This window comes from Acinetobacter sp. CE-15 (genome assembly GCF_051059255.1).
GTDB lineage: Bacteria > Pseudomonadota > Gammaproteobacteria > Pseudomonadales > Moraxellaceae > Acinetobacter > Acinetobacter guillouiae.
The window spans coordinates 1,200,675-1,223,741 of the sequence record NZ_CP192737.1; the positions used below are offsets into that span (position 1 = coordinate 1,200,675).

Here is a 23,067-nt window from a genome sequence, read left to right on the forward strand (position 1 = left end):
CTAGTTTCCTTGCTTATGTTGAATATCAAGTGTTTGTAAATTTTGAATGGCTTGACTGGTAAACTGAGCATTGAGCAATTCTTCAGCTTTGATTGGCGTTTGAATCAATTGGTTTTTTACAGCATGGTCGATGACTTTTGCATAATGCTGTTTAAGAAAATCCACTTGGTACTCAGGTGACCAATCTTGTTGCCAGTTACTGCTGGTATTTTGACTTTCGCGTTGAATCACACTTAGAGGCTGACCAAATTTGGTTTGGCTTTGTTGGAATTCATCTTGATGCTGTGAAATCCACTGCATTGCCCGTACTGTCGCATCAGCAAGTAGTTGGGTTGTGTCTGGATGTTGATCCAGATAAGTCTTGCGTCCCCATAGTTCAGCACGCATTTTCCAGTCAGCGGGTAGACTTTGCGATGACCAAATAATTTTGCCAAGATGGCGATCTTGTAAAGTGAGCGCATCACTTAAGGTAAAAAATGCATCGACGCTTTTAGCGGATAAAGCAGCAGCTCCCGCCTGTGGATTGAGATTGATGATTTGAAAATCTTTAAGCTTTAAACCTTTGCTCTGTATCAATTGAGCAAAATTAATTTCCCAAGGACGACCACGATGTAAGGCAATCTTTTTACCTTTGAGGTCCTCAATGGTTTTGATGGGTGAATCCGCTGGAACCACCAAATAAACATTATTACCGACTCCGCCAGGGACGACAATTTGTGTTCTAACACCAGTGGCATTGAGTACTACCGCAGGAAGATTGCCATAAAAAGCAAAATCAATTTTATTGTTGATAAAGCTTTCATTGACTAAGGTGGCCACAGCCGCAGTGGTTACAGGTTCCCACTTTAATTCAATATTTTTCTGCTTTAATGCTTTTAGAAAAATGGGGTCCTGTGCAATAAGTTGTGGTACACCAATAAAGTCCAGACCGCCAGAAGTTCCATTGGCCACAACCGCAATACGAAGCTGTTGTTGACTGGTTTTACTTTGGTTTGGATCTTCGGTTTTGTGTACGCCACAAGCAACCAATCCTAAAAGACTAAAACTTAAAAAAAGACCAGAAAAAATACGCATATCATCATAAAAATCTAGAAATATAAGGGGATAGAGCAAGAACCAAGCCAAAATAATTATTTTATATAAATCAGTTTGTTATGTTTTTATGATTGGTGTTATTTGAATGGATCAAACAGGTTATGTTGTGAAACCGACAGTATTGGATGGATAAGTGTTGAAATTTCAACACCATGTTTAGGTGGGTTTTTATAATATTTAGATAAAACAACAATATAGATGAATTCAATATTGAATAAAAAACGGCATGGTTTCTGCTCATGAGTTGTATCACTCACGATAGCGTGTAAAACCTTTAAATTATTGAGAAGTATTATGTCTGTTGAATTTTTATGGAGAATCCCTGTGCATGGGGATGGTCGTCGAGCACATCAGTTACATACACGAGGTGAATGGAACCAGCTGAGCCCAGCAGTACAATCCCCTCAACGTGTGGCACCTCAACATCAAGATGAATTGTTTGCCTACTATGATTATGTACAACAGGTAGCAAAAGCCGCAGATATCGTGGGTTTTCACGGCGCATTGATTCCTGCTTTTCCACATACTGAAGAACCGTGGGTACTGGCATCGGCATTGGCAAGAGAAACCAAAAGACTCCGACTATTGATTGCGATTCAACCTTGGTTTATCCATCCTGCATACGCAAGCCAAATGGCAGCAAGTTTGCAGCGTCTCAGTCAGGGACGGGTTGAATGGAACGTGATCTCAGGTGGCGGTGGGGCACAGCAACGTGCCTATGGTGATTTTATTGAACATGATCAGCGCTATGCGCGAACCAATGAATTTTTAGAGTATGTAAAAGGGTATTCGCATCAGGCACCTTTTGACTATGATGGAAAGTTTTTCCACGTTGAACAAGGTGGTTTGAAATACCCAATGAATCAATATGACGTTCCTCGTTTGTGGTTAGCGGGAGCAAGTCCAGCGGCACTGCAAGTTGCAGGTCGGCATGCCGATATCCATTTAACCTGGGGGGAACCTGTTGAACAGCAGAAAAAAGTGATTGAACAGGCGCGATCCTTCCTTGCACAAAATACCCCAGACCATAAGCTAAAGTTTGGTATGCGTATTGATATTTTGGCACGCCCCACACAGGAACAAGCGTTTCAAGAGCTTAAACAGATGTATGAAACCATCGCTGTTGATGGCAATGCATTTGAACGTAAAGATACTGAGTCGGTTGGTGCAAAACGTCAGCAGGCCTTAGCACAAGGCAATCGTTTTGAAGACTTATTTGTCAGTCCAAATGTTTGGGCTGGTATGTCAAATGTAAGGGGTGGTCCAAACTGTATTTTAGTGGGGAGTTATGAACAAGTGGCACAGCGCTTACAAGAATATATCGACATTGGCGTTGGGCATTTTATTCTCGCCAGTAACCCACATTTGGAAGAAGCGTATCGGGTTGCTGAAGAAGTCTTACCCTTGGTTGGATATAAATTAAAATAATAAGTTTAGATCCCTTTGAGATATCAGAGGGATCTTGTTGTTTCAACAGCATAGAACTGTCTTAAAACCAACAGCTTTGCTGAAAAATCAAAGAGTGTTTTTAATTAAATTTATAAAAATTAGTAGCTTATATTGTTGGCATGACTTGTGCAATTTTCAATACAGTATTTTATTTTTTAGTTTAAATTGCCATGAGTGAACGAATATTTAATCCCCATCAGCGGGCGTTGCTATTTGGGCAATATGCATCTGCTTCAACTGCAACTGGCATATCAGACCCATTTACACGACATCGTTTGGATGTGAGTCAATCACCTCCAGCAAAATTGAATAAATTGTGGATCGCGATCATTGCGGTTGCTGCAGCACATTTGGGTATTTGGTATATCGCAAAACAATTACCGACACCAGCTTTGGACATTGCAAAGCCAGAACCCGTGGTGATTGAAATTGTCAAACCAGTGGAACCACCTAAAGTCATTGAACCTAAAATTCCACCAGTGACGCAAAAACCCAAAATTCCGCCTGTGGTCGAAAAACCAAAACCGATTGCGAAACCTATCGAACAGCCGAAACCTGTTCAAAAAACTGTGGAGCAAGCCAAACCGATTGTAAAACCCATTGCACAAGACACAGTTCAAAAAACTGAGGAACCTGTTGTAAGCAAAAAACTGAGCGCTGAACCTGCTCCAAAAACAGCAGAACCAGTGAAGCCTACTGATGACAATTTACCTGTGACAGAAGCCAAGGGTTATGCAGGTTATCTAAGCAACCCCGCAGCAGAGTACCCAGAACAGGCCTTAGAACGTGGTTGGGAAGGCTCGGTGATTTTAAGGGTCAAAGTATTGCCAAACGGTAGCCCAGATAGCGTAACAGTCAAACAAAGTAGCGGCAAAAAACTTTTAGACAGCGCGGCTGTAAGAACAGTAAAGCAATGGAAATTTTCACCGGCCTTAAAAGGTAAAACACCTGTCGAAGGTTGGGTTGATGTTCCAATTCATTATCAATTACCGAAATAAACTATTTTAAATTAAGAGGATATCTACATGACAGACATAAATTCATTGATCCATGACGGCACAATCTGGTTATTGGTTGCTTTCTCCATCGTCACATGGGTGTTGATCGTGGTTAAAGTGGTACAGACACAGAAAGCCAGCAAGCAAAGTAAGGTCTTTGTCGAAGCCTTTTGGAAAGCCAAAAATTTGCCTGAGGCAGTGACTCAATCACAACAAGGTGAAGGCCCTACAGCCCGTGTTGCAAATGCCGGTTTTCAAACCTTGATTGAGGCAGATGAGAAGACTCATCAAGATTTGCAAAACAGTTGGAGTCGTCAGGATCTATTAGAGCGTCATTTACGCAAGCAAATTTTAACTGAACGTCGTCAATTGGAAAAAGGTTCTGCATTATTGGCTTCGATTGGCAATAACGCACCGTTCATTGGACTATTTGGAACAGTGTTTGGGATTATTCATGCTTTACAGGCCATTGCACATTCAGGTAATGCAAGTATGGATGTGGTTGCAGGGCCAATTGGTGAGGCATTGATTGCTACAGGTATTGGTATTGCTGTGGCGGTACCCGCTGTGTTGGCTTATAACTATTTCATACGTAAAGTTAAAACCATCGGTGCAGACCTCGATGATTTTGCTACTGATTTTGTCAGTTTAAATCAAAAAGCGGGCTTTCAGTTACCTGTCGCTAAGCCAAAAAATACCACTGGAAATACTGTAGTCAATCATGATGCATCCAGTAAAGAAGTCAAAGAAAAAGGAGTGTTTGCATAATGGCCGTTTCAACCTCCCAAGAAGATGATGTGGTGAGTGAAATTAACATTACGCCATTGGTTGATGTAATGCTGGTTTTACTCATCGTGTTTATCGTTACAGCGCCTCTGTTAACCAATACCGTGAAAGTAAATTTACCCAAGGCTGCACCGACGCAGTCAACGGATCAGAATAAAGCGGTTGTCATTAGTGTTAATCCGCAAGGAGAAATCTTCCTTGACAAGGATAAAGTAACTTTGGCAAGTTTTGAAAAAGAGATTCAGTCACGTAAAAACAGTAACCCTAAATTGGCTTTGAATTTAAATGCCGATGAGACTATTCCTTATGGAACAGTTGCAAAATTACTTGCCAGTATTGAGCGAGTAGGGGTAGAAAAATTATCTGTGATTACCGTACCCAAGTAGTCTTTGGATGCTGAATGAAATAGCTGCTACGGCAGCTTTTTTAGTGCCTAAAAATATGAGTAGTTAAAATAAAAACAGCGTTCAAATTTTATTGCTTTGTATAAGCATGATTTATATAAGCCTGATTTTTATAAACTGAATGTGTCTAAAATGAATGTGTTATTCACGATTTTGATCAGCAACATAAAGGTCGTTGTGTTGGGCAGCAATAGACGGGATGTACCATCAGAGCCCCATACTGTATTGACTTTTCGTCCTTGAAAAGTCACAAGATCGCTGACTACAGCAGATGCTTGCTGGTGTTAAGGCTCTGCAAATTTTATTTTAGGCTTGATTGTTCCATAATTTCTCAAAACGCCACGTTGGGAAAATAGTGTTTTCTGCCGCTAATCCTCCGATCTGTTTCGATGCAGCATCTATGCTATGGCTAAAACCCCAAATCAGCATTCCACCGCGTTCATGTTGAATTTTTTGTGCCTGAGCCAAATACACTTTACGCTTGGCTAAATCGGGTTCAGCCAGTGCTTTATAAAACAGCTCACTATATTCTGGGTCTTTAAAGTTGACACGATTGGTTGTTGAAATTGGCGCATCATTCACTACAGCAGTGGATAAATACGGCGTACCCACGTTGGTTGCATTACTGGAGAATTGCCATTTACTCCGATCAGGTCCATTAAATGTGGCTAAATCAACTTGTTTGACCCGAATACTGACATTGGCTTTCTTTGCTTGTTCTGCAAATATTAGGGCAGGTTGGGCGTTGCCAACGGGGGTAATCAGTTCAACGCTTAAGCCATTTTTAAAACCCGCTTGAGCCAATAAGTTCTTGGCTTTCGTAATGTCTTGTTGACGTTGTGGCAAATTTAGAAATGCTGGATCCTGTGGCGAATATAAATCATTGGCGATGCGTCCCTGACCGTTTAAACCCCGTTGTATCAGCTCTTGACGATCGGCGATTAAACGAAATGCTTGGCGGACTTTGGGATCATTAAATGGTGCCTGTTGAGTATTAAAGTCAAAACTATTGTGGGTATTGGTTTGAGAACGAACCGTTTGAATATGTTTTGCTTGCTCTAAAATTTTAATGTATTCAGGTGAAATCGCATTTGCAAGATCAATTTGTCCTGCCAATAATGCATTTAGTCGAGAAACTTGATCTTTAAAGTCAATGACTTCAAAACGATCTGCATAAGGCCGATCTGCTTTAAAATAGTTTTCAAACCGAGTAAAGACTGAACGTTGACCGGGGATAAATTCTTTGACTTTATAAGGACCTGCGCCCACAGGGTTATGAATGGGATCAAAATCAGTGGGGACAATACCGCCAAAATTGACCCAAGTTTCAGGCAGCGCCACAAAGCCAGCAATTGAACTAATAAAAGGAATGCGTACTGTATATTGATCTAATTTTTGGATACGATCACGATCAATCCATTGCACAAGATTTCGAAAAGGTGAGGCAAGCTTTGGATCTGTTAATCGTTGCAATGAAAAAATGACATCATCTGCGCTGACGGTTTTACCATGATGAAACTCTAAACCTTTACGCAGTCGTATGGTCCATTCGCTGGCATTATGATTAGGTTCTGCAAATTCAGCCAAAGCAAGACGAGGAAGCATGTTTTCGTCCCATTCCCAGAGCTTATTATAAATCGCAAATCCACGGGTAATCCCACTTCCTGATGCTGAAAGGTGAGGGTCAAGGCTACCTGATTGTTGTCCACCAATCAGCCCTAATCGAATTGTTCCACCATGCTTAGGGGTACTGGAAAGTGAACTTTGGGAGTCAGCGCTAGGTTGTGGAGATTGTCCACAAGCAGATAAACCACTGATTAAAGAAACGCCACCTAGTGCAGTTAGACTTTGGGTTAAAAATTTTCGACGTGAGAGTAACAAGGTTTCATGTGTCATTAAAAATACTCAGTTAGAACTTATCCAGAGGAGATTGCACAATGAATGCCAATTCTTTTTAATATTTTTCTAATATTTATCAATTAATTATAAGCGTTGTGTTTTTTGTCACTGTTGCTTTTTCAGCATTTCTGTTGAAAAAATAAACATGAATAAAATCTGTATATCAATGAGGGCTATTTAAAAGTAATAAAAATCAATGTTTTATATTTGAGTTTTGCCTATTTAAAGATTGGCATAGGCTTTGCGTAACGCAGTGTAAATGTATTTTACTGAGTGTGATATGAAACAGAACTTTCAATTAAAGCCACTGGTGATTGCGCTAGGGCTATTTGGGGCAATTTTTCCATGTGCTATTTTTGCTGAAGAAACCTCAGAGCAAGCCAAGGATTCTGATGGTGATGTAATTACCTTAGCTGATGTTGTGGTGACAGGGGCAAATAAAAAAACCACCATTCTCCCCAAGCGTAAAGTCACTTCGATTTATGGGACGGATAGTTCTGTATTAGATACCCCACGTGTCGTTTCACAAGTGTCAGAACAACAGTTTCGTGAAGATGTTATTCGTAGTGCAGATGATTTGGTTAAGTATGCTCCAAGTATCACCAGAGGAGGTGGGCAAAATGCAAATTTCGCGCCACAGATACGTGGGCAAAATTCCGAAGTTTTTCAAGATAGCCAACGAATATACAGTACCCGACATCCGACCAATTTAAATGCGTATGAAGCTGCTGATATTGTTGCAGGACCAACGGGGGTAATTTTTGCACCAACGTCAGGTTCAGGAGGATATATTAATTATCTCACCAAAAAACCGAATTTTAATAAAGCACAAACCACGATTTCGGGATCAGTGGGTTCAATTTATGCAGGGCAAGGTGCTGAGCCTAATTTCTCAGTCAGTATTGATCATACTGCACCTATTTCTAAAGAATTGGCATTTCGTGTCAGTGCAACAGCACAACGAACAGATGACTATTATGACAATGTAAAAAATAATTTTAATGCATTTTATGGTGCTTTGGCTTGGCGTCCAGATGACAGTCTACGGGTTGACTGGAATATCAGTTATGACGATTATTCAGATTTTAATGTGACGCATGGTTGGAACAGAGCGACACAACAATCCGTTGATCAAGGGCTTTACTATAAAGGCAGAGCGACCCCGATTATTCAAAACGGTTCAAACTTTTGGTCTCCAGTCTTTGAGTCTGGTGCAGCTCACTCTAAAGTGATTGGTTGGCAAACTCGGCAGAAGAATGACAAAAATCAATATATTGCTGTAGGTCCAGTACAGACTTCTCCTTTGCCAAGTTCCAATGCTGATCAAGCGGGTACAATTCGAGGCTGGGTCTATGATCCATCAATCGCAGGCAATGGCTTAGTCAAATTAGATGATGATGTTTCTGGTCGGAGCGAAGATAAAAACAGTGCAAAGCGCTTTAGTACACAATTTAAACTGGTCAAAGATATCAATGAAAATTGGTCTGTGGCCAATAGTACGCTATATCAAAAGAGTCGTGATTTGGGTGATTCTGTTGGGAGTTTCTTTACCGATTTGGACCATGAATTATTGGATAACCGCTTAGAGTTTTTAGGCGATCATGACTTTGAGCTATTGAGTGTCAAAATCAACAATAAAAGCAGTACAGGTGGCGCTTATCGGCATGAGAAATTTACCTCTCTCGCAGCAAACAATAGTTTTAATATCAATCCTTATGATTTAACCAATGATCCATCACAGAAAAACCCTGGAGATTTATTGGGGTTGGTCAATCATGGCGGTTCGACTGGAAGCTGGATTGGGCAGGCTGGTGTTCCACAGTATTCGCAGTATTTTGGCTATTTAAATCTACCTCGAATGTACCCTGTGGGTCATGGCTTATATGCTGAAAAAGGCGGTTTTCCTCCCAATGGAGGTGGTGCAGTTTATACAGGAACAGGCTTTTGGGACACTTACAGCGTATTTACACAGCAAAATTTTACCTTTAATGATGTTTTTGGGATTAATCTGGGAATTAACCACAGTTCTATAAAAGCAAAATTAGAGAATCCACTGGTTTTAGTCCCTACAGATGTCCGCTCAGATTCCAATAAATATAGTTTACTCAGCTATCAAGCCAGTACCTTTATTAAACCTACTGAAAAAAGTACCCTATATTTTACTTATGATAAAAGTACAGCATTGAATACGGGTGTATTTGGTCCATTTTTAATTTGGGGCGCTGGAAATCAGCTAAATCCTTTGGCTTTTGACAGCCAAAGTGAATTAAAAGAAGTGGGAGTGAAATACGAGCCGATCACTGATCAACTTCTGTTAACGCTCAGTGGTTTTGAACAGAAGCGCGATTTATCACCTGATACCAATGGCAATATGGCGCGTTTTGAAATCAAAGGCCTTGAATCATCATTGCGTTGGCAGCTACAAAAAAATATCGCGATCGGGGCAAACTTAACCTATCTCAATGCTGAATATTCTTCCATTATTCCGGCTGGTTTTTCACCTTTTGGTTTCCATGCAGACAATGCGACGGTATGGGGCGATAGCAATGCTTTAAACCAACGCAAAGCAGGACGTTATGATGCAGCAGGCATTCCTAAATATTCTGCAAGTGCTTATGTGGACTATCAGCACCAGTCAGGTTTTGGACTAAACTTATCGGGCTGGTGGACAAGTAACTGGTATACCAATCTAAGTCAGACCGTAAAGGTACCCAATAATTATAATTTAGATTTGGGACTTTATTATCGTCAACCGCAGTGGACAGTAGGCTTAAATATTCTTAATTTGACCAATGAGCGTAATTTCGTAAATGGTTTAGCTGGTGCAAATAGCGAGTTTTTACAGCCAATGCGTCCATTGACGGTACAAGGACAATTTAGCTATAAATTCTAAATTAAACAGATTTTTATTTTTGATTGCATTAGCCATACTTTTGTATGGCTTTTTTATAAATTTATTCTTAGTAGATATCATTAAAAATAAAAAACAGCAAAATGTTGAAATAACAACAATACGACAATTAGAAATGTCTATCTATCAGCAAAAATAAATATTTTTTTTATGATTTTTTATATAACACTTTGAAAATATTTAAATAAATAGAATGGCACAAAAGTTGCCAATAACAAGAATAGATTTATTTAAATGGAGTCACTATGTTTAAGGTTACAAAAATTAGGCAGAGTATTTTAACTGCTATGTGGGGCGTAACAGCGAGTGTTTCAACACTGGCTATTGCAAATGACGAGATCGAGACTACACCAGCACAACAAGCACAGGTTGAAAAAGCCAAAGATGTCAAAAAATTAAGTGATGTGATCGTCACTGCACAATATCGGGCGCAAAATATTCAAAAAGTCCCAACTGCAATTACTGCTGTTTCGGGTAAGGACTTGGCTGCGAAAGGTTCTACTTTTATTGGGGATGTTTTAACCTATACACCAAATGCTGCAGCTGAAAACCCAGATGGGGATAGTCGTCCACGTTGGTATATTCGTGGTCTAGGTACGGGAGATGTGGCTGCATCGACAGTATTTCCTGTTGGCGTGTATGCAGATGGGGTTTATTTAAATGCGCCAGTTGCAGGTGCAGGTGACTTGTTTGATTTAGAGCGTATAGAAGTTTTACGTGGTCCACAAGGTACGCTCTATGGGAAAAACACCACCGCGGGTACAGTCAATTATATTTCTAAAAAGCCTAATTTTTCAGATAAACCCAATGGATATGCAACCATTGGTTTAGGGGATCATAACCTGCGAACATTTGAAGGCGCAGCAAACGGTAAAATTTCAGAAAATGTTGCGGTTCGTGGGGCTTTTTACTCTGAAGATCGTGACGGATATGCAAAGAATATTGCCAATGGTGAAGATTATGGCAACGTGGATAAAAAATCTTTTCGCTTCCAAGTGCTAGGCAAAATCAATGATGAATGGGATGCCTTGGTCAATCTACACAGCCAAACTTATAATGGTTTAGGCAGTAATGGTTCCTTAAGCGTGGGTAAATACTGGGGCATTTATGAAAGACCTAAAGGACGAGACACCAATTTAGATTTAGATGAAAACAATAAGATTCAGCATGATGGCGCGTCATTAACCTTAACTGGAGATTTGGGGGGCGGATATAGCTTTACTTCGATTACTGCTTTTGATAAGACCACACAAAAGTCGATTTCAGATGGTGATTACACCCCTTATGATGTCGCACGAAGCTATAGTGATAATGAATGGCGTCAATATAGCCAAGAGTTCCGCATCGCTTCTGATGCTGAAAAACGCTTAAGCTGGATTGCAGGATTTCATTATTTCAATGAGGATTTAGATTCCACTGGAGTCAGTGCACGTGTCAATAAAACATTGCCAAATGGCGCTGCTTCTCAAACTGCGTCTACGCCAGCATTTAGAGATATAACCTATAATCAAGCCACTCAAAGCTTTGCACTTTTTGGTAACAGTACCTATAAATTTACAGATAAATTTAAAGTGACAGGTGGTTTACGTTGGACCAGTGAAGAAAAAGATATTGATCTCAATCTGACTCAGATCACAACGGGAGACTATACAAAAGGCAGTTGGTGGAAAAAAGATGGCTATAGCAATGCAGTTTATAACCCAACTCCAAATGCAAATGGGTCAACAAGTCGCAATAAAACTTGGAATGAGTTGACCTATGACATCACCCCAGAATATGAAATTAATCCTAATTTAAATACTTATTTTAGATTCGCACGCGGTTTCCGCTCAGGTGGATTTAACACTGGTTTATCCAGCAGTTTAACCCAACTTGCCGACGTGAATCCTGAATACTTAAATAGTTATGAACTTGGTTTAAAGTCTACGTTATTGGACGGAGATTTAATCGCAAATGCCAATATTTTTTATTATGACTATAAAGATATTCAAACCAATTTACTGGTTGCAACAGAGGGACAAGGTGGTGGGGTGACCTCGGTTCTCGCCAATGGACCAAAAGCTGAAGTTAAAGGTGCTGAATTAGAATTAGATTATTCAGTGACTGAAAATCTACGTTTACGTTTTGCTGGTGCTTATCTTGACAGCGAATATACCGATTTCGTCGATAAAAACCCGGTAACCAATGTAGTTAATGCAGATAATACAGGCAACAGTCTAGTCCGTTCGCCAAAATACACCGTTGGTCTGGGTGGAGAATATACCTTTAATCTCAATGATGGTGCTCGTGTTGTTGTAGGTACAGATGCCAGCTATCGTGACCGTGAATTTTTCCTTGTAAACCGTCAAGACTATTCGGTAGATCCAATCTTAAGCCAAAAAGCATATACCTTATGGAATGCCAATGTTGGCTACCATAGCGCAAATAACAAATACCAAGTCAATGCTTACGTTAAAAACCTATTGAATGAAGAATATCAAGTACACGGCCGTCCAAATGGTCCCGCTGGACAATATGTTTTAACTTATGGAAACCCACGTCAAGTTGGTGTTTCTTTGACTGCTAAATTCTAAGTTATACGGAGAACATCATGGGAATTGAATTTTTTACCCGTCTACCACTGCATGGTGAAGCAGAGTACTTAGCAGGTGATCCACGCAATCGTGGTGATTGGTCACGTGTCGCGGGTGTAGACAATACTGGTGCGACATCGAATTACCAAGTTGGTGATGACTTTACCTATATCGACTATCTTAGCCAAGTGGCTCGTGCGGCTGAAATCAATGGTTTTGCAGGCGCATTGATGGTGAATGCACCTACAGGTGAAGAACCATGGACAGTGTGTTCCTTATTGGCAAGAGAAACCAAGCGTTTAAACTTTGTGACTGCATTCCAGCCTTATCATTTTAGTCCTTATAATGCAGTACAAAGTGCAGCAACGTATCAGCGTGCTACAGGGAATCGTTTGGTCTGGAATATTATCAACGGTGGCTCTGAGGTTATTCAGCGCCAAGTTGGGGATGCTACTCCGCACGATGACCGTTATATCCGTGCGACTGAATTTTTAGATGTGGTGAAAGGGTATTGGTATAATGAATCATTCCATTACCAGGGCAAATATTATTCTGCTGAAGGCGGTGGTTTAAAATACCCTCTGAATAAAGCTGAACTACCGATCATTTGTACGGCAGGATCGTCTGAAGCTGCTCGTGAGTTCGGTGCGAAGCATGCTGATTATTATTTAATGCGTGCTGAAAAACCCAGTGAAATTGCTGAATTGATTGCTGATGTGCGCAAACGTGCTGCGAGATATGGGCGGGATAATATTAAATTCGGCTTATCCATTGATACGATTGCACGCCGTAGTGAACAAGAAGCGTTGGCAGAGGCACAACGTTATTTGGATGAAGCTGCTGAAAAACAACGCTTACATGCGTCTGCTGCACATGCAGGTTTGAGATCGGCACGTGTATTGAGTTTTGAAAAAGAATATAGTGAAAAAGCAGGCAGTAAAAACGTCGATGATTTCTTTATTCATCCCAATGTTTGGTCAGGCTTTGGCTATATTGGTATTCCACCAGGTGTTGCTTTAGTGGGAAGTTATTCGCAGATTATCGAGCGGATTCAAGAATATAACAGTATTGGGATTGATCTGTTTTTCTTGGCGGGCTATCCACATTTAGAAGAAGCTTATCGCCTTGGCGAACATGTTTTACCTTATTTTAAAAAACAGCGTCAGGCATTACAGCGTATTCCTGAAGAGGCAAAATATCGTATCGCCTAACTTCCATTGCAACATGTTAAAGCCAAGATTTTTAAACCAATCTTGGCTTTTTTATATCAATAAAAAAATACAAAGCGTGGCAGTGTAAACTTGATTTTCATACTCTTCTTTCTATGCAATGATCAAAGTTTGATGCCTGATAAAGCTTAACCACATTTAAAAATCATTCCGAAGCTTAATTTCGTAAGAGCTATACTGATTATAAGTAAATAAGTGAATAATAATGCTTACTTGCATTTTTTACACAGTTTCGTATATTTGATAGTTGTGCTTCATTTTATCAACAACAATAACCTGACAAACAAACATGACCATTGAGCAGGAAAAATGAAAGTAATCAATATCCATAAAAGAGAAATTCAGCAATCAAAGGCTGAAATTGCTAAATTATTCAGGACTTTGTCAACAGATAATGATTTGATGTTAGCAACAGACAAATGGCCAGCCATGAAGTTGGACAAGGGATTAAGTGTGGGTTCAAAAGGTGGGCATGGACCAATCAGATATTCTGTGGCAGATTATCAGCCCGAAAAATCAATCACTTTTCAGTTTGACTTAACAGGTTTTAATGGTTTTCACAGATTTAGCATTAATGAATTAGAACCCAACAAAACAGAAATTTCACATATTATTGATATGAAAACAACAGGTTTAGCGACTTTAAAATGGGCCTTAGCAATTCGTTGGTTGCACGATGCCTATATTGAAGATGCATTTGATAAAGTTGAGAATCATTTTACAGCTGAAAAGAAAAATAGTGAGTGGAGTTTATGGGTTAAATTATTGCGAAAAATATTGAAACCTAAAAAGAAATAAAAACCAACTTCATATTGTCTAAGCCCATTGCAACAGGTTAAAGCCAAGATTTTTAAACCAGTCTTGGCTTTTTATATCCATTTTTATCTTAATAAAAATACTTTGGGTTGTCGTTGAAGCTTTAAACAGAAAACTTGTAATGGTTTAAATCATGTAACGACATAAAGCCTCAACAATCCTATATAAAAAAATAAAGCTGTTTTCTTTCAATAATAAATCCTGATATTTGCGTATTTTTATTTTTTATAGATTTACATTTCTGCTATCAGAAAATCACCAAAAGCATTGACCTTAAAGTTAACTTTAACCTTAGTATAGAATGACGGTCCATACGAATCGTATCAAACATTGTAATTTACTGACATGAATGAGAACAGCAATAAGTTATTCAAAGTGTAAATCATACACAGGAGAAATTAACATGGCATATGTTACGACAAAAGATGGTGTTGATATTTTTTATAAAGATTGGGGACCGAAAGATGCCCCAGTATTATTTTTTCATCATGGATGGCCATTAAGCTCGGATGACTGGGATTCTCAGTTATTGTTCTTTTTAAATGAAGGTTTTCGTGTGGTTGCACATGATCGTCGCGGACATGGACGTTCAAGTCAGGTCTGGGATGGTCATGATATGGACCACTATGCCGATGATGTTGCAGAAGTGGTCAAACACTTGGGCATTAAAAACGCAGTACATATTGGTCACTCCACTGGTGGTGGTGAGGTTGTTCACTACATTGCACGTCATGGTGAGGAAAATGTATCCAAGGCCGTATTGGTCAGTGCTGTACCTCCAATTATGCTGAAAACGGAAAAAAATCCGCAAGGCTTAGCCAAAGAAGTCTTTGATGACTTACAGAATCAGCTTTTTAAAAATCGTGCTCAGTTTTATCATGATCTACCAGCGGGGCCATTCTATGGCTTTAACCGACCAGATGCTCAACCTTCAGAACCCGTGGTATTGAATTGGTGGCGACAGGGCATGATGGGGGGAGCAAAAGCGCATTATGATGGAATTGTTGCATTTTCACAGACTGACTTTACCGAAGATTTGAAAAAAATCTCAGTGCCTGTTTTAGTCATGCATGGGGATGATGATCAAATTGTACCTTATGAAAACTCAGGGGTACTTTCTGCCAAACTGGTTCAAAATGGCCGATTAAAAACCTATAAAGGTTATTCACACGGTATGTTAACCGTCAATGCCGATGTGATTAATCCAGATTTATTGGCGTTTATTCGCGAGTGAATAGTTGTCGTTTGATTTAAAAACAGAATATCAATAGAGGCCTTGCGGCCTCTTTTTTTATTAAAGTATCAGATCGTTATTATCTTATTATGATGTAAGTCTTTGAATAAAATTAGTTCTTAAAATAATAAAAATTAAATGCGAAAAAAGGATTGACATTAAAGTGAACTTTAATCTTAAAGTAAGTCCATACTCTATGAGGCTATAAAAATGAACGTCTTTGAAAAATTAGTTTTACCCAATGGTACTCAGATTCCAAATCGTATTGCAAAAGCTGCGATGGAAGAGAATATGGCAGATCTCAATCATGCACCATCAGAAGAGCTCATGCGTTTGTATCAGGCATGGGCAGATGGTGGTGTCGGTTTAATCATTACAGGTAATGTGATGGTGGATCGTCGTGCGATGACAGGACCGGGTGGTGTGGTCTTGGAAGATGAACAGCATTTAGCGCATTTCAAACGTTGGGCGCAAATCGCACGTTCTCAAGGCGCGCAAGCATGGTTGCAGATCAACCATCCAGGCCGCCAAATGCAGTCAAATTTAGGTCAGCCAACATGGGCCCCCTCTGCTGTGGCTCTAGATTTAGGTAAAATGTCAGATCGTTTTAATACTCCAATTGAAATGACTCAAGCCATGATTGACGAAGTGATTCAACGTTTTGCCAATACCGCACGTTTGGGTGAAAAAGCGGGATTTACTGGTGTAGAAATTCATGCAGCTCATGGTTATCTACTCAGTCAGTTCCTTTCGCCTTTAAGCAATCAACGTCAAGATCAATGGGGCGGCTCATTGGAAAACCGTGCGCGTATTTTGATTGAGATCGTCAAAGCAGTACGTGCGGTGGTGTCATCAACATTTACAGTTGCTGTCAAACTGAATTCTGCCGATTTCCAACGTGGTGGTTTTAGTGCTGAGGATGCGCAGCAAGTGGTTAAAATGTTAAATGATCTGTCGGTTGATTTGGTTGAATTGTCAGGTGGCAGTTATGAAGCACCAGCTATGCAAGGCCAAGCCAGAGATGGACGGACTTTGGCACGTGAAGCTTATTTCTTAGAATTTGCTCAAGAGATTGGCAAGGTTGCCCATATGCCGATTATGGTGACTGGTGGTATTCGTCGCAAACCCGTTGCAGAACAAGTCATTGACAGTGGGATCGATATGGTAGGGATTGCAACAGCCTTAGCAATCGACCCTAACTTACCCAATGCATGGAAACAAGGTCAGAATATCGCACCTGAATTGAAACCGATTCACTGGGAAAATAAAACCTTAGCTTCACTTGCCAATATGGCAACAGTCAAATTCCAGTTACAGAAACTCAGTCATGGGAAAAAATCGAATCCTAAGGTTTCACCTTTATGGGCCTTGATATTACAACAGACAGAAACCACATGCCGCACACGTCAGTATAAAAAACGTATGCGTGAGTATTCACATTCAGCTTAAGTACAGTGCTTTGTTCAGATGTTGGATTAGATCTGACAGACTGTACTGCGGCTGTGGCTCAAAGAGGATTTCCCTGATGCTTAGGTATGATCACCGATTAAAGTAATGATGAGAATACTGATCAAGCAGTTTTGCAGACTCCAATGTTTGAACATCATAGATAATTTATCAATGACCTATGCACAATCCTGAGCTTAAAGTGAGATTTAAGCTCAATCGCTTTTATGATTTTCCGATAACATGGACATTTTTAACATTTATCATTGGCATAATAAAGATTCAGTAAACGGTTGGCATTTTCTTCACAGGTGATTTCGTCAGGCTTACTATTGATTGCAGTGATCATGCTGCGTAGGTTTTGCTTACTGATCAACAACTTTTGTTCCAGATCTTCAATGTCTTTGATTTTACTTTCGAGTAATCCAATCAGAATATCATGATCCCACTTACCTACATTTGAAGGCAGGAAAGCTTTGATTTCAGCCAATGAAAATCCAACTTGTTGCGCTTGCTGAATTAAAAATAATTGTTTGAGGTCATTGTCGCTATATTCACGATAACCATTAGATTTACGTTTTGCCTTAGGAAGCAGTTTGATTTGTTCATAATAACGAATCGTTGGGGTACTCAAACCACTTTGTTTGGATAACTCGCTAATATTCATTTTACTGACTTCCATTTAACATTAAAGTTAACTTTAGACTTATGCTCTGGCAAAAGCAAGATGAAAAATAACGTTAAAGCTGAGGTCAATCAGGTTTAAAAGAATATTAAATATTGGGAGTCCTTTCGATGGAAATTTTCTCATTGAATTAAAATCATGAGAACATTTCACGATGAATGATATTGAAACTGATCCAGTTAAATATCAAAGGTTTGGAATAAATTCATGCCATTTATTTGTTACGTGCAATTTTAACGATTAATTTCAAGTTGTTGTCCCTGACAATTCAAAAACAGCTGTTGTTGATGCCAAGCAAGTTGCCCCGAAACAATTGTAGTGCTGACCTCATAAGCAAATGTTTTATGCATAAATGGTGTCCAATTGCATTTCATATAGTTTTTTTGATCTTTCACTGCAATGTGCTGTTGATTTTCTCGAAGGATCACTAAATCAGCCCAGTAACCTTCTCGAATATAACCACGGTCTTTGATCCTAAATAAGTCTGCCACTTGATGTGCAGTTTTTTGAACCAGTGTTTCAATACTCAGTTTACCTGCTGTAACTAGCTCCATCAGTGCAGGTAACGCATGTTGTACTAAAGGCAGGCCAGAAGGGGCATAAAAATATGACTGGTGTTTTTCATCCCAAGTATGTGGGGCATGGTCAGTACCAATAATATCCAAGCGATTACTATTCGCAAGGGCATTAATCAAAGCATCTTTATCTTGCTGAGTTTTAATCGCGGGATTACATTTAATTAAGTGGCCCAAAGTAGCATAATCAGCATCATCAAAACTGAGATGATGGATACACACTTCTGCTGTGATATGTTTTCGATTTAAAGGCAGATTTTTAAACAAACACAGTTCTTTCGCGGTGGTGATATGTAAAACATGCAACTGTGTGGCATATTTCTCGGCCAAAGATACAGCTAATTTTGAGCTATCAAAGCAGACATGTTTATTTCTAATCTGCGCATGAATTTCTGCTGGAATATTTTCCCCATATTTTTGAAAATAGAAATTTTCTTCCGCTTTAATGGCAGGGGTAAATTCGCAATGGGTCAATAAAACTGTTGGAACATTTGCAAATAAGCGTTCCAAAACTTTAGGATCATCGACGAGCATATCACCCGTAGAAGCGCCCATAAAAACTTTAACACCACTGATTGATTTGGGATCAAGCTGTTCAATAATATCTAAATTATGCGCACTGACTCCAAAATGGAAAGCATAATTGGCCCGACTATGTTGTTTTGCAATCTGCTTTTTCTGGGTCAAAGCGTCTAGGGTTAAGGTGGCTGGATTGGTGTTTGGCATATCCATATAGCTGGTAATTCCACCAATCGTTGCTGCCATTGATTCCGAAGCAATATTACCTTTATGCGCTGCGCCGGGATCTCTAAAATGAACTTGGTCATCAATCATGCCAGGAATTAACCACGAACCTTCAGCATCTATATTTTTCGCATGATAAGCCCCTGTAATATTGGGATGAATCTTTTCAATCCGTCCATGTCGAATCAGTACATCTGCATAATACTGCTTGCCTTCATTGACAATATTGGCATTACGAATAATAAGATTGGGTGAATTTTTAAAACTCATTGTGCAATGCCTTATAGCCTTGAACCAGTTTGATATTGGTACTGACAACGCTTTCTGAAAACTCACTGATTGAAATATCAATGGGCGGAAATTGCTTTAAATTAGTTTTAGGGTTGATATAACTCATTGCAGGCACATAAAAATGATCGGGTAAATCACGGCCATCAACCACTGCATTGTGACGAATCGCGCTGTGATGACCCACTTTGCAATTAAATAACACACTGTTAAAGCCAACAAAAACATGATGTCCAATTTCACAGGGACCATGAATAATAGAGCGATGTGCGATTGAAGAATTTTCACCAATGATCACTGCTGCCCCCGCTTTGGAATGAATCACCACTCCATCTTGAATATTGGAATTTGCACCAATAATGATGGGTTCCATATCACCCGCGTCATTGGTTTCATCTGCTCTGATCACTGCATAAGGCCCAATAAATACATTGGCATGGATAATGACTTTTCCGCAAATAATCGCTGTTTGGTCGACATAGGCTGATTGATCGATAACAGGGAGATCTCCAGATGGGTTTTTTCTAAGCATGACTAGACCATTTTAAATAAGTTAAACAATGAGGGTGGTTAGGATAAGGCATTACCATTGCCAAGCGCCCTGAGCAACTGCGTCATGAGCATGTAAACTTTCCGCATGAATCACTTTAAAGTTAAAGCCTAGAATGCTGGGATGATGGATAAATGTGGCATACAAGCGTCTTAATGCATCTTCACAAAACATCAGGTTTTGACCATTCGCAATAGCAAAGGCTTGTTCATCGATACGTTTTACCGCCGTTTGTACGGGTGTCATCAAGGCTTGTTCAGCCTGATTAATAAATAAAATCAGTGGAATATACTGAATGTTTTGATCTAATTTGAAATTTAACTGAGCAAAACTTCTTTGACTGTGAGGCGTTGCTGCAATTGCATCTGTGCTATTTAGCCAACTGAGGATTTCTTGTGGGTCTAAGTGAATCTCATGATTTTCCAATGCGGTTGCAAATCTTTGTTGGATGATGTTTCTGGCAAGTGCTGCGGAACAAGGACAAGTAGATGAATAGGGAATTTCGATTTTTAATTCAGCATAAAAATCATCTTTTAAAAGCTGACAGGACAACACAAAAGGATAGCTTTTCCAGCCAGACAATTGGCTGACTAAGGCAGGGCGCTCGATATAAAGCTCACTATGAATTTCGATTTTGGCATGTGCTGATAAATCTTTATGGCTGGCTAAGAAATCTAATAAAGCGTCTTTAATATCAAGTAGAGCTAAATTTTTGATCGTGCTCAATTTCAAAAGTCGCGTATACAAGCGCGACATATGAATACCTTTGGCAAACACATCATCCAAACTGACATAAGCATTCACTTGGCTTTGACAAAGACTATTTTCGAGATAAAGCGGAAGCGCGATTTTTTCCATACCGACCCAATCGAGCGGGTAGTGATAGCTTCTTGTGAGTGAGGATTCAGCAGAAACATCTGGAAGAACAAGATTCATAGGGGGAATAGCTTAAGTTGAAATACATATTGTTATGTTATAACATAACAATATTAATCAACACTACTCATCTGAGTTAAATTTACGCTATGAGATCATTGCAAATTGAGATGAACAAAAAATATTTGATCGGATTCATACTCTGCCTTTCTGCATGTAGTCAAAACAACTCAAATACAATTCATGCTATGCGTACAGTTCAGCAAGCGTCACCACAAGTGCCATTAAAGGCAGACTTTCCTCAGCAGCAAGGTATTTTAAAACAAGAAAAAAATCTGCCGCCTGCTTATTTAAAATGGCTCAGTGAGCCGGAAAATGCTGAAAAAGTTCAGGCTTATCAGCGCTTTTTAAAGCAACAAGGTATTTCTGCTTATATTCCTACTTTTGAATTTTTACAAACAGCCAGAGATTGGCAACAATGTGATGCATCTGAATTTGAAGTTCCGCCACAAGAGCTGTGGGGCAATATTGTGCCAACATTAAAAATTTTAAATCGTCTTGTGGATGAAAAAATTTTAACCCAGTTTAGCGTGACTTCTGTCTATCGAAATTTCAAGCTTAATCAGTGTGCAAAAGGCGCTGCTTCATCCAAACATATTTTTAATGCTGCATTAGATTTTCGTATTGGTGATGAAAATCCGGACTTAGACCAACAGCTGATGATTCAAGAGCGCAAAGCAAAATTATGTCAATTTTGGCTGGATTCTGGTGAGGAACTTCACATGGGCTTAGGCGTCTATGCATCAGGACAGATTCATATTGATAGTGCAGGTTTTCGTACTTGGGGTGCAGACCATCGCTATAGCTCATCACCATGTATCAATAACGCTTTAATTGGCAACAATAAAAAAGTGAGTGAATCGCCATGAAGTCAAATTTCATCCGTGACATCAGACAACTTTTAATACGAGAAATTCAAGCGACACATGTTTATCTGCCACTAAACAATCTAAATTCTGATGTTTTTTAATCCTTAGCTTAGATTTATAGGATCTTGAAAAACGCTGTAATCATCACCGAATGATTAAAACCGAATCATCAAATTGCAGTGTTGAAAATGTATGTGCAAGCACAGCTAAAATTTAACTCTAAAGAAATCTGTTTGGAGTTATTCAGTCAGTATTTTCATGTCGATCTCGATATGAAAACACAAAAATATAAAGTGAGAATGCCAATGAATACTCTTTTAGCCACTCCGCAAAAACTTCCCGTCACCGTGCTTTCTGGATTCTTGGGGGCTGGAAAGACCACCTTACTCAATCATATCTTAAACAATCGCGAAGGCCGAAAAATTGCAGTGATTGTGAATGATATGTCGGAGGTCAATATTGATGCCGCTTTAGTTCGAGAGGGTGGTGCTGAGCTTTCAAGGACGGATGAAAAGCTAGTTGAAATGAGTAATGGTTGTATCTGCTGTACCTTAAGAGAAGACCTACTGGTTGAAGTGCGTCGTTTAGCACAGGATCAGCGTTTTGATCAATTGGTGATTGAATCTACAGGGATCTCTGAACCACTCCCTGTTGCAGAAACATTTACCTTTGAAGATGAAAATGGGATTTCTCTCAATGAGTTTGCCCGCTTAGATACTATGGTGACCGTGGTCGATGCTTATAACTTTTTAAAAGATTATAGTTCGCTGGATAGCTTACAAGCGCGCGGTGAATCATTAGGTGAACAAGATGAGCGAAATGTTGTTGATCTACTGATTGATCAAATTGAGTTTTGTGACGTGATTGTATTGAATAAAACAGATTTGATTGATCAAGACGAGCTGGAAAAATTATTTGGAATTTTGCAGTCTTTAAACCCAAGAGCAAAAATTGAAGTTTCTGCGTTTGGCAAGGTGAATCTTGATCGGGTGTTAAATACCCAGCTATTTGATTTTAACGAAGCGGCACAAGCTCCGGGTTGGTTAAAGGAATTAAGAGGTGAGCATACGCCTGAAACAGAGCAATATGGAATCAATAATTTTGTTTATCGAGCGCGCAGACCTTTTCACCCACAACGGTTTTTTGATTTTATCAACTCCGAATGGAAAGGCGTAATCCGTTCCAAAGGCTTTTTTTGGTTAGCCTCAAATCCCGAATTTGCTGGATCTTGGTCACAAGCAGGGGCGATGGCACGCCATGGTGTTGCTGGATATTGGTGGGCAGCAGTGCCAGACGAACATTGGCCTACGGATCAACAAAGTCGAGATGCAATTCAACAAAGCTGGGATGCTCAAACAGGTGATGCACGACAAGAAATCGTGTTGATTGGGATGCAGATGGATCAATCTGAACTTATTCGTCAATTTGATGATTGTTTATTAAACGATGATGAAATGGCGTTAGGGGCAGAAAAATGGCAAGAGTTTGAAAATCCTTTTAGTGGATGGACTGATTCTATCATTAGCCATTAATTCATTATGATTCGTTCAATTCAGCCAAAGCATTGCTGAGAATACTTA

The 23,067-nt window shown here is 39.5% G+C and carries 18 protein-coding genes; 12 read left to right on the forward strand and 6 right to left on the reverse strand.

The genetic code is table 11. The features are described 5' to 3' along the window. Entirely contained in the window at nt 1-1,074 is a 1,074-nt protein-coding gene (locus ACQ7EO_RS05585; RefSeq protein ID WP_056518007.1) for an ABC transporter substrate-binding protein, read from the reverse strand. Between the two features lie 315 nt (nt 1,075-1,389). Between ACQ7EO_RS05585 and ACQ7EO_RS05590 the strand changes: the two genes are divergently transcribed. From ACQ7EO_RS05590 to ACQ7EO_RS05605, 4 genes are all read left to right on the forward strand, one after another. Continuing rightward, nucleotides 1,390-2,523 (forward strand): LLM class flavin-dependent oxidoreductase, encoded by a 1,134-nt coding sequence (locus tag ACQ7EO_RS05590; RefSeq protein ID WP_434279106.1) that lies wholly within the window; start codon nt 1,390-1,392, stop codon nt 2,521-2,523. Nucleotides 2,524-2,714: 191 nt separating this feature from the next. Further along, on the forward strand, nt 2,715-3,542 hold the full coding sequence (locus ACQ7EO_RS05595) for an energy transducer TonB (RefSeq protein ID WP_105713540.1): 828 nt from the start codon (nt 2,715-2,717) through the stop codon (nt 3,540-3,542). Between the two features lie 27 nt (nt 3,543-3,569). After that, nucleotides 3,570-4,310, forward strand: a complete 741-nt coding sequence (locus ACQ7EO_RS05600; protein ID WP_096734860.1) for a MotA/TolQ/ExbB proton channel family protein — start codon at nt 3,570-3,572, stop codon at nt 4,308-4,310. Beyond that, nucleotides 4,310-4,714 carry an ExbD/TolR family protein gene (locus ACQ7EO_RS05605; protein WP_004717481.1) on the forward strand — a complete coding sequence of 135 codons (405 nt, stop codon included), beginning with the start codon at nt 4,310-4,312 and terminating at the stop codon, nt 4,712-4,714. The genes ACQ7EO_RS05600 and ACQ7EO_RS05605 overlap by 1 nt, the downstream gene beginning before the upstream one ends. A gap of 324 nt (nt 4,715-5,038) precedes the next feature. Here the strand turns inward: ACQ7EO_RS05605 and ACQ7EO_RS05610 are convergent, their stop codons facing one another. Next, a complete protein-coding gene (locus ACQ7EO_RS05610) occupies nt 5,039-6,628 on the reverse strand; it encodes an ABC transporter substrate-binding protein (RefSeq protein WP_434279107.1) in 1,590 nt (529 codons plus the stop codon). Between the two features lie 283 nt (nt 6,629-6,911). Here ACQ7EO_RS05610 and ACQ7EO_RS05615 point away from each other — a divergent pair, with 283 nt between their 5' ends. The 6 genes from ACQ7EO_RS05615 to ACQ7EO_RS05640 all read left to right on the forward strand — a co-directional run bounded on the left by ACQ7EO_RS05615 (nt 6,912) and on the right by ACQ7EO_RS05640 (nt 16,843). Beyond that, complete coding sequence (locus ACQ7EO_RS05615) at nt 6,912-9,524, forward strand: TonB-dependent receptor (RefSeq protein WP_244013650.1); 2,613 nt, start codon at nt 6,912-6,914, stop codon at nt 9,522-9,524. Nucleotides 9,525-9,787: 263 nt separating this feature from the next. Beyond that, entirely contained in the window at nt 9,788-12,115 is a 2,328-nt protein-coding gene (locus tag ACQ7EO_RS05620; protein WP_434279108.1) for a TonB-dependent receptor, read from the forward strand. A gap of 17 nt (nt 12,116-12,132) precedes the next feature. Next, nucleotides 12,133-13,326: an LLM class flavin-dependent oxidoreductase gene (locus ACQ7EO_RS05625; protein WP_096734857.1), complete on the forward strand. Its 1,194-nt coding sequence runs from the start codon at nt 12,133-12,135 to the stop codon at nt 13,324-13,326. 327 nt (nt 13,327-13,653) lie between these two features. Next, nucleotides 13,654-14,142 carry a hypothetical protein gene (locus ACQ7EO_RS05630; RefSeq protein WP_434279109.1) on the forward strand — a complete coding sequence of 163 codons (489 nt, stop codon included), beginning with the start codon at nt 13,654-13,656 and terminating at the stop codon, nt 14,140-14,142. Nucleotides 14,143-14,563: 421 nt separating this feature from the next. Beyond that, nucleotides 14,564-15,394: an alpha/beta fold hydrolase gene (locus ACQ7EO_RS05635; protein WP_004717468.1), complete on the forward strand. Its 831-nt coding sequence runs from the start codon at nt 14,564-14,566 to the stop codon at nt 15,392-15,394. 210 nt (nt 15,395-15,604) lie between these two features. After that, a complete protein-coding gene (locus ACQ7EO_RS05640) occupies nt 15,605-16,843 on the forward strand; it encodes an NADH:flavin oxidoreductase/NADH oxidase family protein (protein WP_434279110.1) in 1,239 nt (412 codons plus the stop codon). Nucleotides 16,844-17,093: 250 nt separating this feature from the next. Here the strand turns inward: ACQ7EO_RS05640 and ACQ7EO_RS05645 are convergent, their stop codons facing one another. From ACQ7EO_RS05645 to folE2, 4 genes are all read right to left on the reverse strand, one after another. Next, nucleotides 17,094-17,507 (reverse strand): MerR family transcriptional regulator, encoded by a 414-nt coding sequence (locus tag ACQ7EO_RS05645; RefSeq protein WP_004717464.1) that lies wholly within the window; start codon nt 17,505-17,507, stop codon nt 17,094-17,096. Nucleotides 17,508-17,758: 251 nt separating this feature from the next. Then, nucleotides 17,759-19,114: a dihydroorotase gene (locus tag ACQ7EO_RS05650; protein ID WP_434279111.1), complete on the reverse strand. Its 1,356-nt coding sequence runs from the start codon at nt 19,112-19,114 to the stop codon at nt 17,759-17,761. Then, nucleotides 19,104-19,664 (reverse strand): carbonate dehydratase, encoded by a 561-nt coding sequence (locus ACQ7EO_RS05655; RefSeq protein ID WP_434279112.1) that lies wholly within the window; start codon nt 19,662-19,664, stop codon nt 19,104-19,106. Before ACQ7EO_RS05655 ends, ACQ7EO_RS05650 begins: the two co-directional genes overlap by 11 nt. Before the next feature lie 51 nt (nt 19,665-19,715). Beyond that, a complete protein-coding gene (folE2, locus tag ACQ7EO_RS05660; RefSeq protein ID WP_056518025.1) occupies nt 19,716-20,618 on the reverse strand; it encodes a GTP cyclohydrolase FolE2 in 903 nt (300 codons plus the stop codon). A gap of 110 nt (nt 20,619-20,728) precedes the next feature. Here folE2 and ACQ7EO_RS05665 point away from each other — a divergent pair, with 110 nt between their 5' ends. Both ACQ7EO_RS05665 and zigA read left to right on the forward strand, forming a co-directional pair. After that, nucleotides 20,729-21,487: a D-Ala-D-Ala carboxypeptidase family metallohydrolase gene (locus ACQ7EO_RS05665; RefSeq protein WP_434279113.1), complete on the forward strand. Its 759-nt coding sequence runs from the start codon at nt 20,729-20,731 to the stop codon at nt 21,485-21,487. Between the two features lie 305 nt (nt 21,488-21,792). Then, entirely contained in the window at nt 21,793-23,019 is a 1,227-nt protein-coding gene (gene zigA / locus ACQ7EO_RS05670) for a zinc metallochaperone GTPase ZigA (RefSeq protein ID WP_224964042.1), read from the forward strand. Nucleotides 23,020-23,067 lie beyond the last annotated feature (48 nt).

Excerpts from the sequence above, each read along its gene's own strand:
- ACQ7EO_RS05585 (WP_056518007.1), bottom strand. The coding sequence starts at position 1,074 with ATGCGTATTTTTTCTGGTCTTTTTTTAAGTTTTAGTCTTTTAGGATTG.
- ACQ7EO_RS05590 (WP_434279106.1), top strand. The coding sequence starts at position 1,390 with ATGTCTGTTGAATTTTTATGGAGAATCCCTGTGCATGGGGATGGTCGT.
- ACQ7EO_RS05595 (WP_105713540.1), top strand. The coding sequence starts at position 2,715 with ATGAGTGAACGAATATTTAATCCCCATCAGCGGGCGTTGCTATTTGGG.
- ACQ7EO_RS05600 (WP_096734860.1), top strand. The coding sequence starts at position 3,570 with ATGACAGACATAAATTCATTGATCCATGACGGCACAATCTGGTTATTG.
- ACQ7EO_RS05605 (WP_004717481.1), top strand. The coding sequence starts at position 4,310 with ATGGCCGTTTCAACCTCCCAAGAAGATGATGTGGTGAGTGAAATTAAC.
- ACQ7EO_RS05610 (WP_434279107.1), bottom strand. The coding sequence starts at position 6,628 with ATGACACATGAAACCTTGTTACTCTCACGTCGAAAATTTTTAACCCAA.
- ACQ7EO_RS05615 (WP_244013650.1), top strand. The coding sequence starts at position 6,912 with ATGAAACAGAACTTTCAATTAAAGCCACTGGTGATTGCGCTAGGGCTA.
- ACQ7EO_RS05620 (WP_434279108.1), top strand. The coding sequence starts at position 9,788 with ATGTTTAAGGTTACAAAAATTAGGCAGAGTATTTTAACTGCTATGTGG.
- ACQ7EO_RS05625 (WP_096734857.1), top strand. The coding sequence starts at position 12,133 with ATGGGAATTGAATTTTTTACCCGTCTACCACTGCATGGTGAAGCAGAG.
- ACQ7EO_RS05630 (WP_434279109.1), top strand. The coding sequence starts at position 13,654 with ATGAAAGTAATCAATATCCATAAAAGAGAAATTCAGCAATCAAAGGCT.
- ACQ7EO_RS05635 (WP_004717468.1), top strand. The coding sequence starts at position 14,564 with ATGGCATATGTTACGACAAAAGATGGTGTTGATATTTTTTATAAAGAT.
- ACQ7EO_RS05640 (WP_434279110.1), top strand. The coding sequence starts at position 15,605 with ATGAACGTCTTTGAAAAATTAGTTTTACCCAATGGTACTCAGATTCCA.
- ACQ7EO_RS05645 (WP_004717464.1), bottom strand. The coding sequence starts at position 17,507 with ATGAATATTAGCGAGTTATCCAAACAAAGTGGTTTGAGTACCCCAACG.
- ACQ7EO_RS05650 (WP_434279111.1), bottom strand. The coding sequence starts at position 19,114 with ATGAGTTTTAAAAATTCACCCAATCTTATTATTCGTAATGCCAATATT.
- ACQ7EO_RS05655 (WP_434279112.1), bottom strand. The coding sequence starts at position 19,664 with ATGCTTAGAAAAAACCCATCTGGAGATCTCCCTGTTATCGATCAATCA.
- folE2 (WP_056518025.1), bottom strand. The coding sequence starts at position 20,618 with ATGAATCTTGTTCTTCCAGATGTTTCTGCTGAATCCTCACTCACAAGA.
- ACQ7EO_RS05665 (WP_434279113.1), top strand. The coding sequence starts at position 20,729 with ATGAACAAAAAATATTTGATCGGATTCATACTCTGCCTTTCTGCATGT.
- zigA (WP_224964042.1), top strand. The coding sequence starts at position 21,793 with ATGAATACTCTTTTAGCCACTCCGCAAAAACTTCCCGTCACCGTGCTT.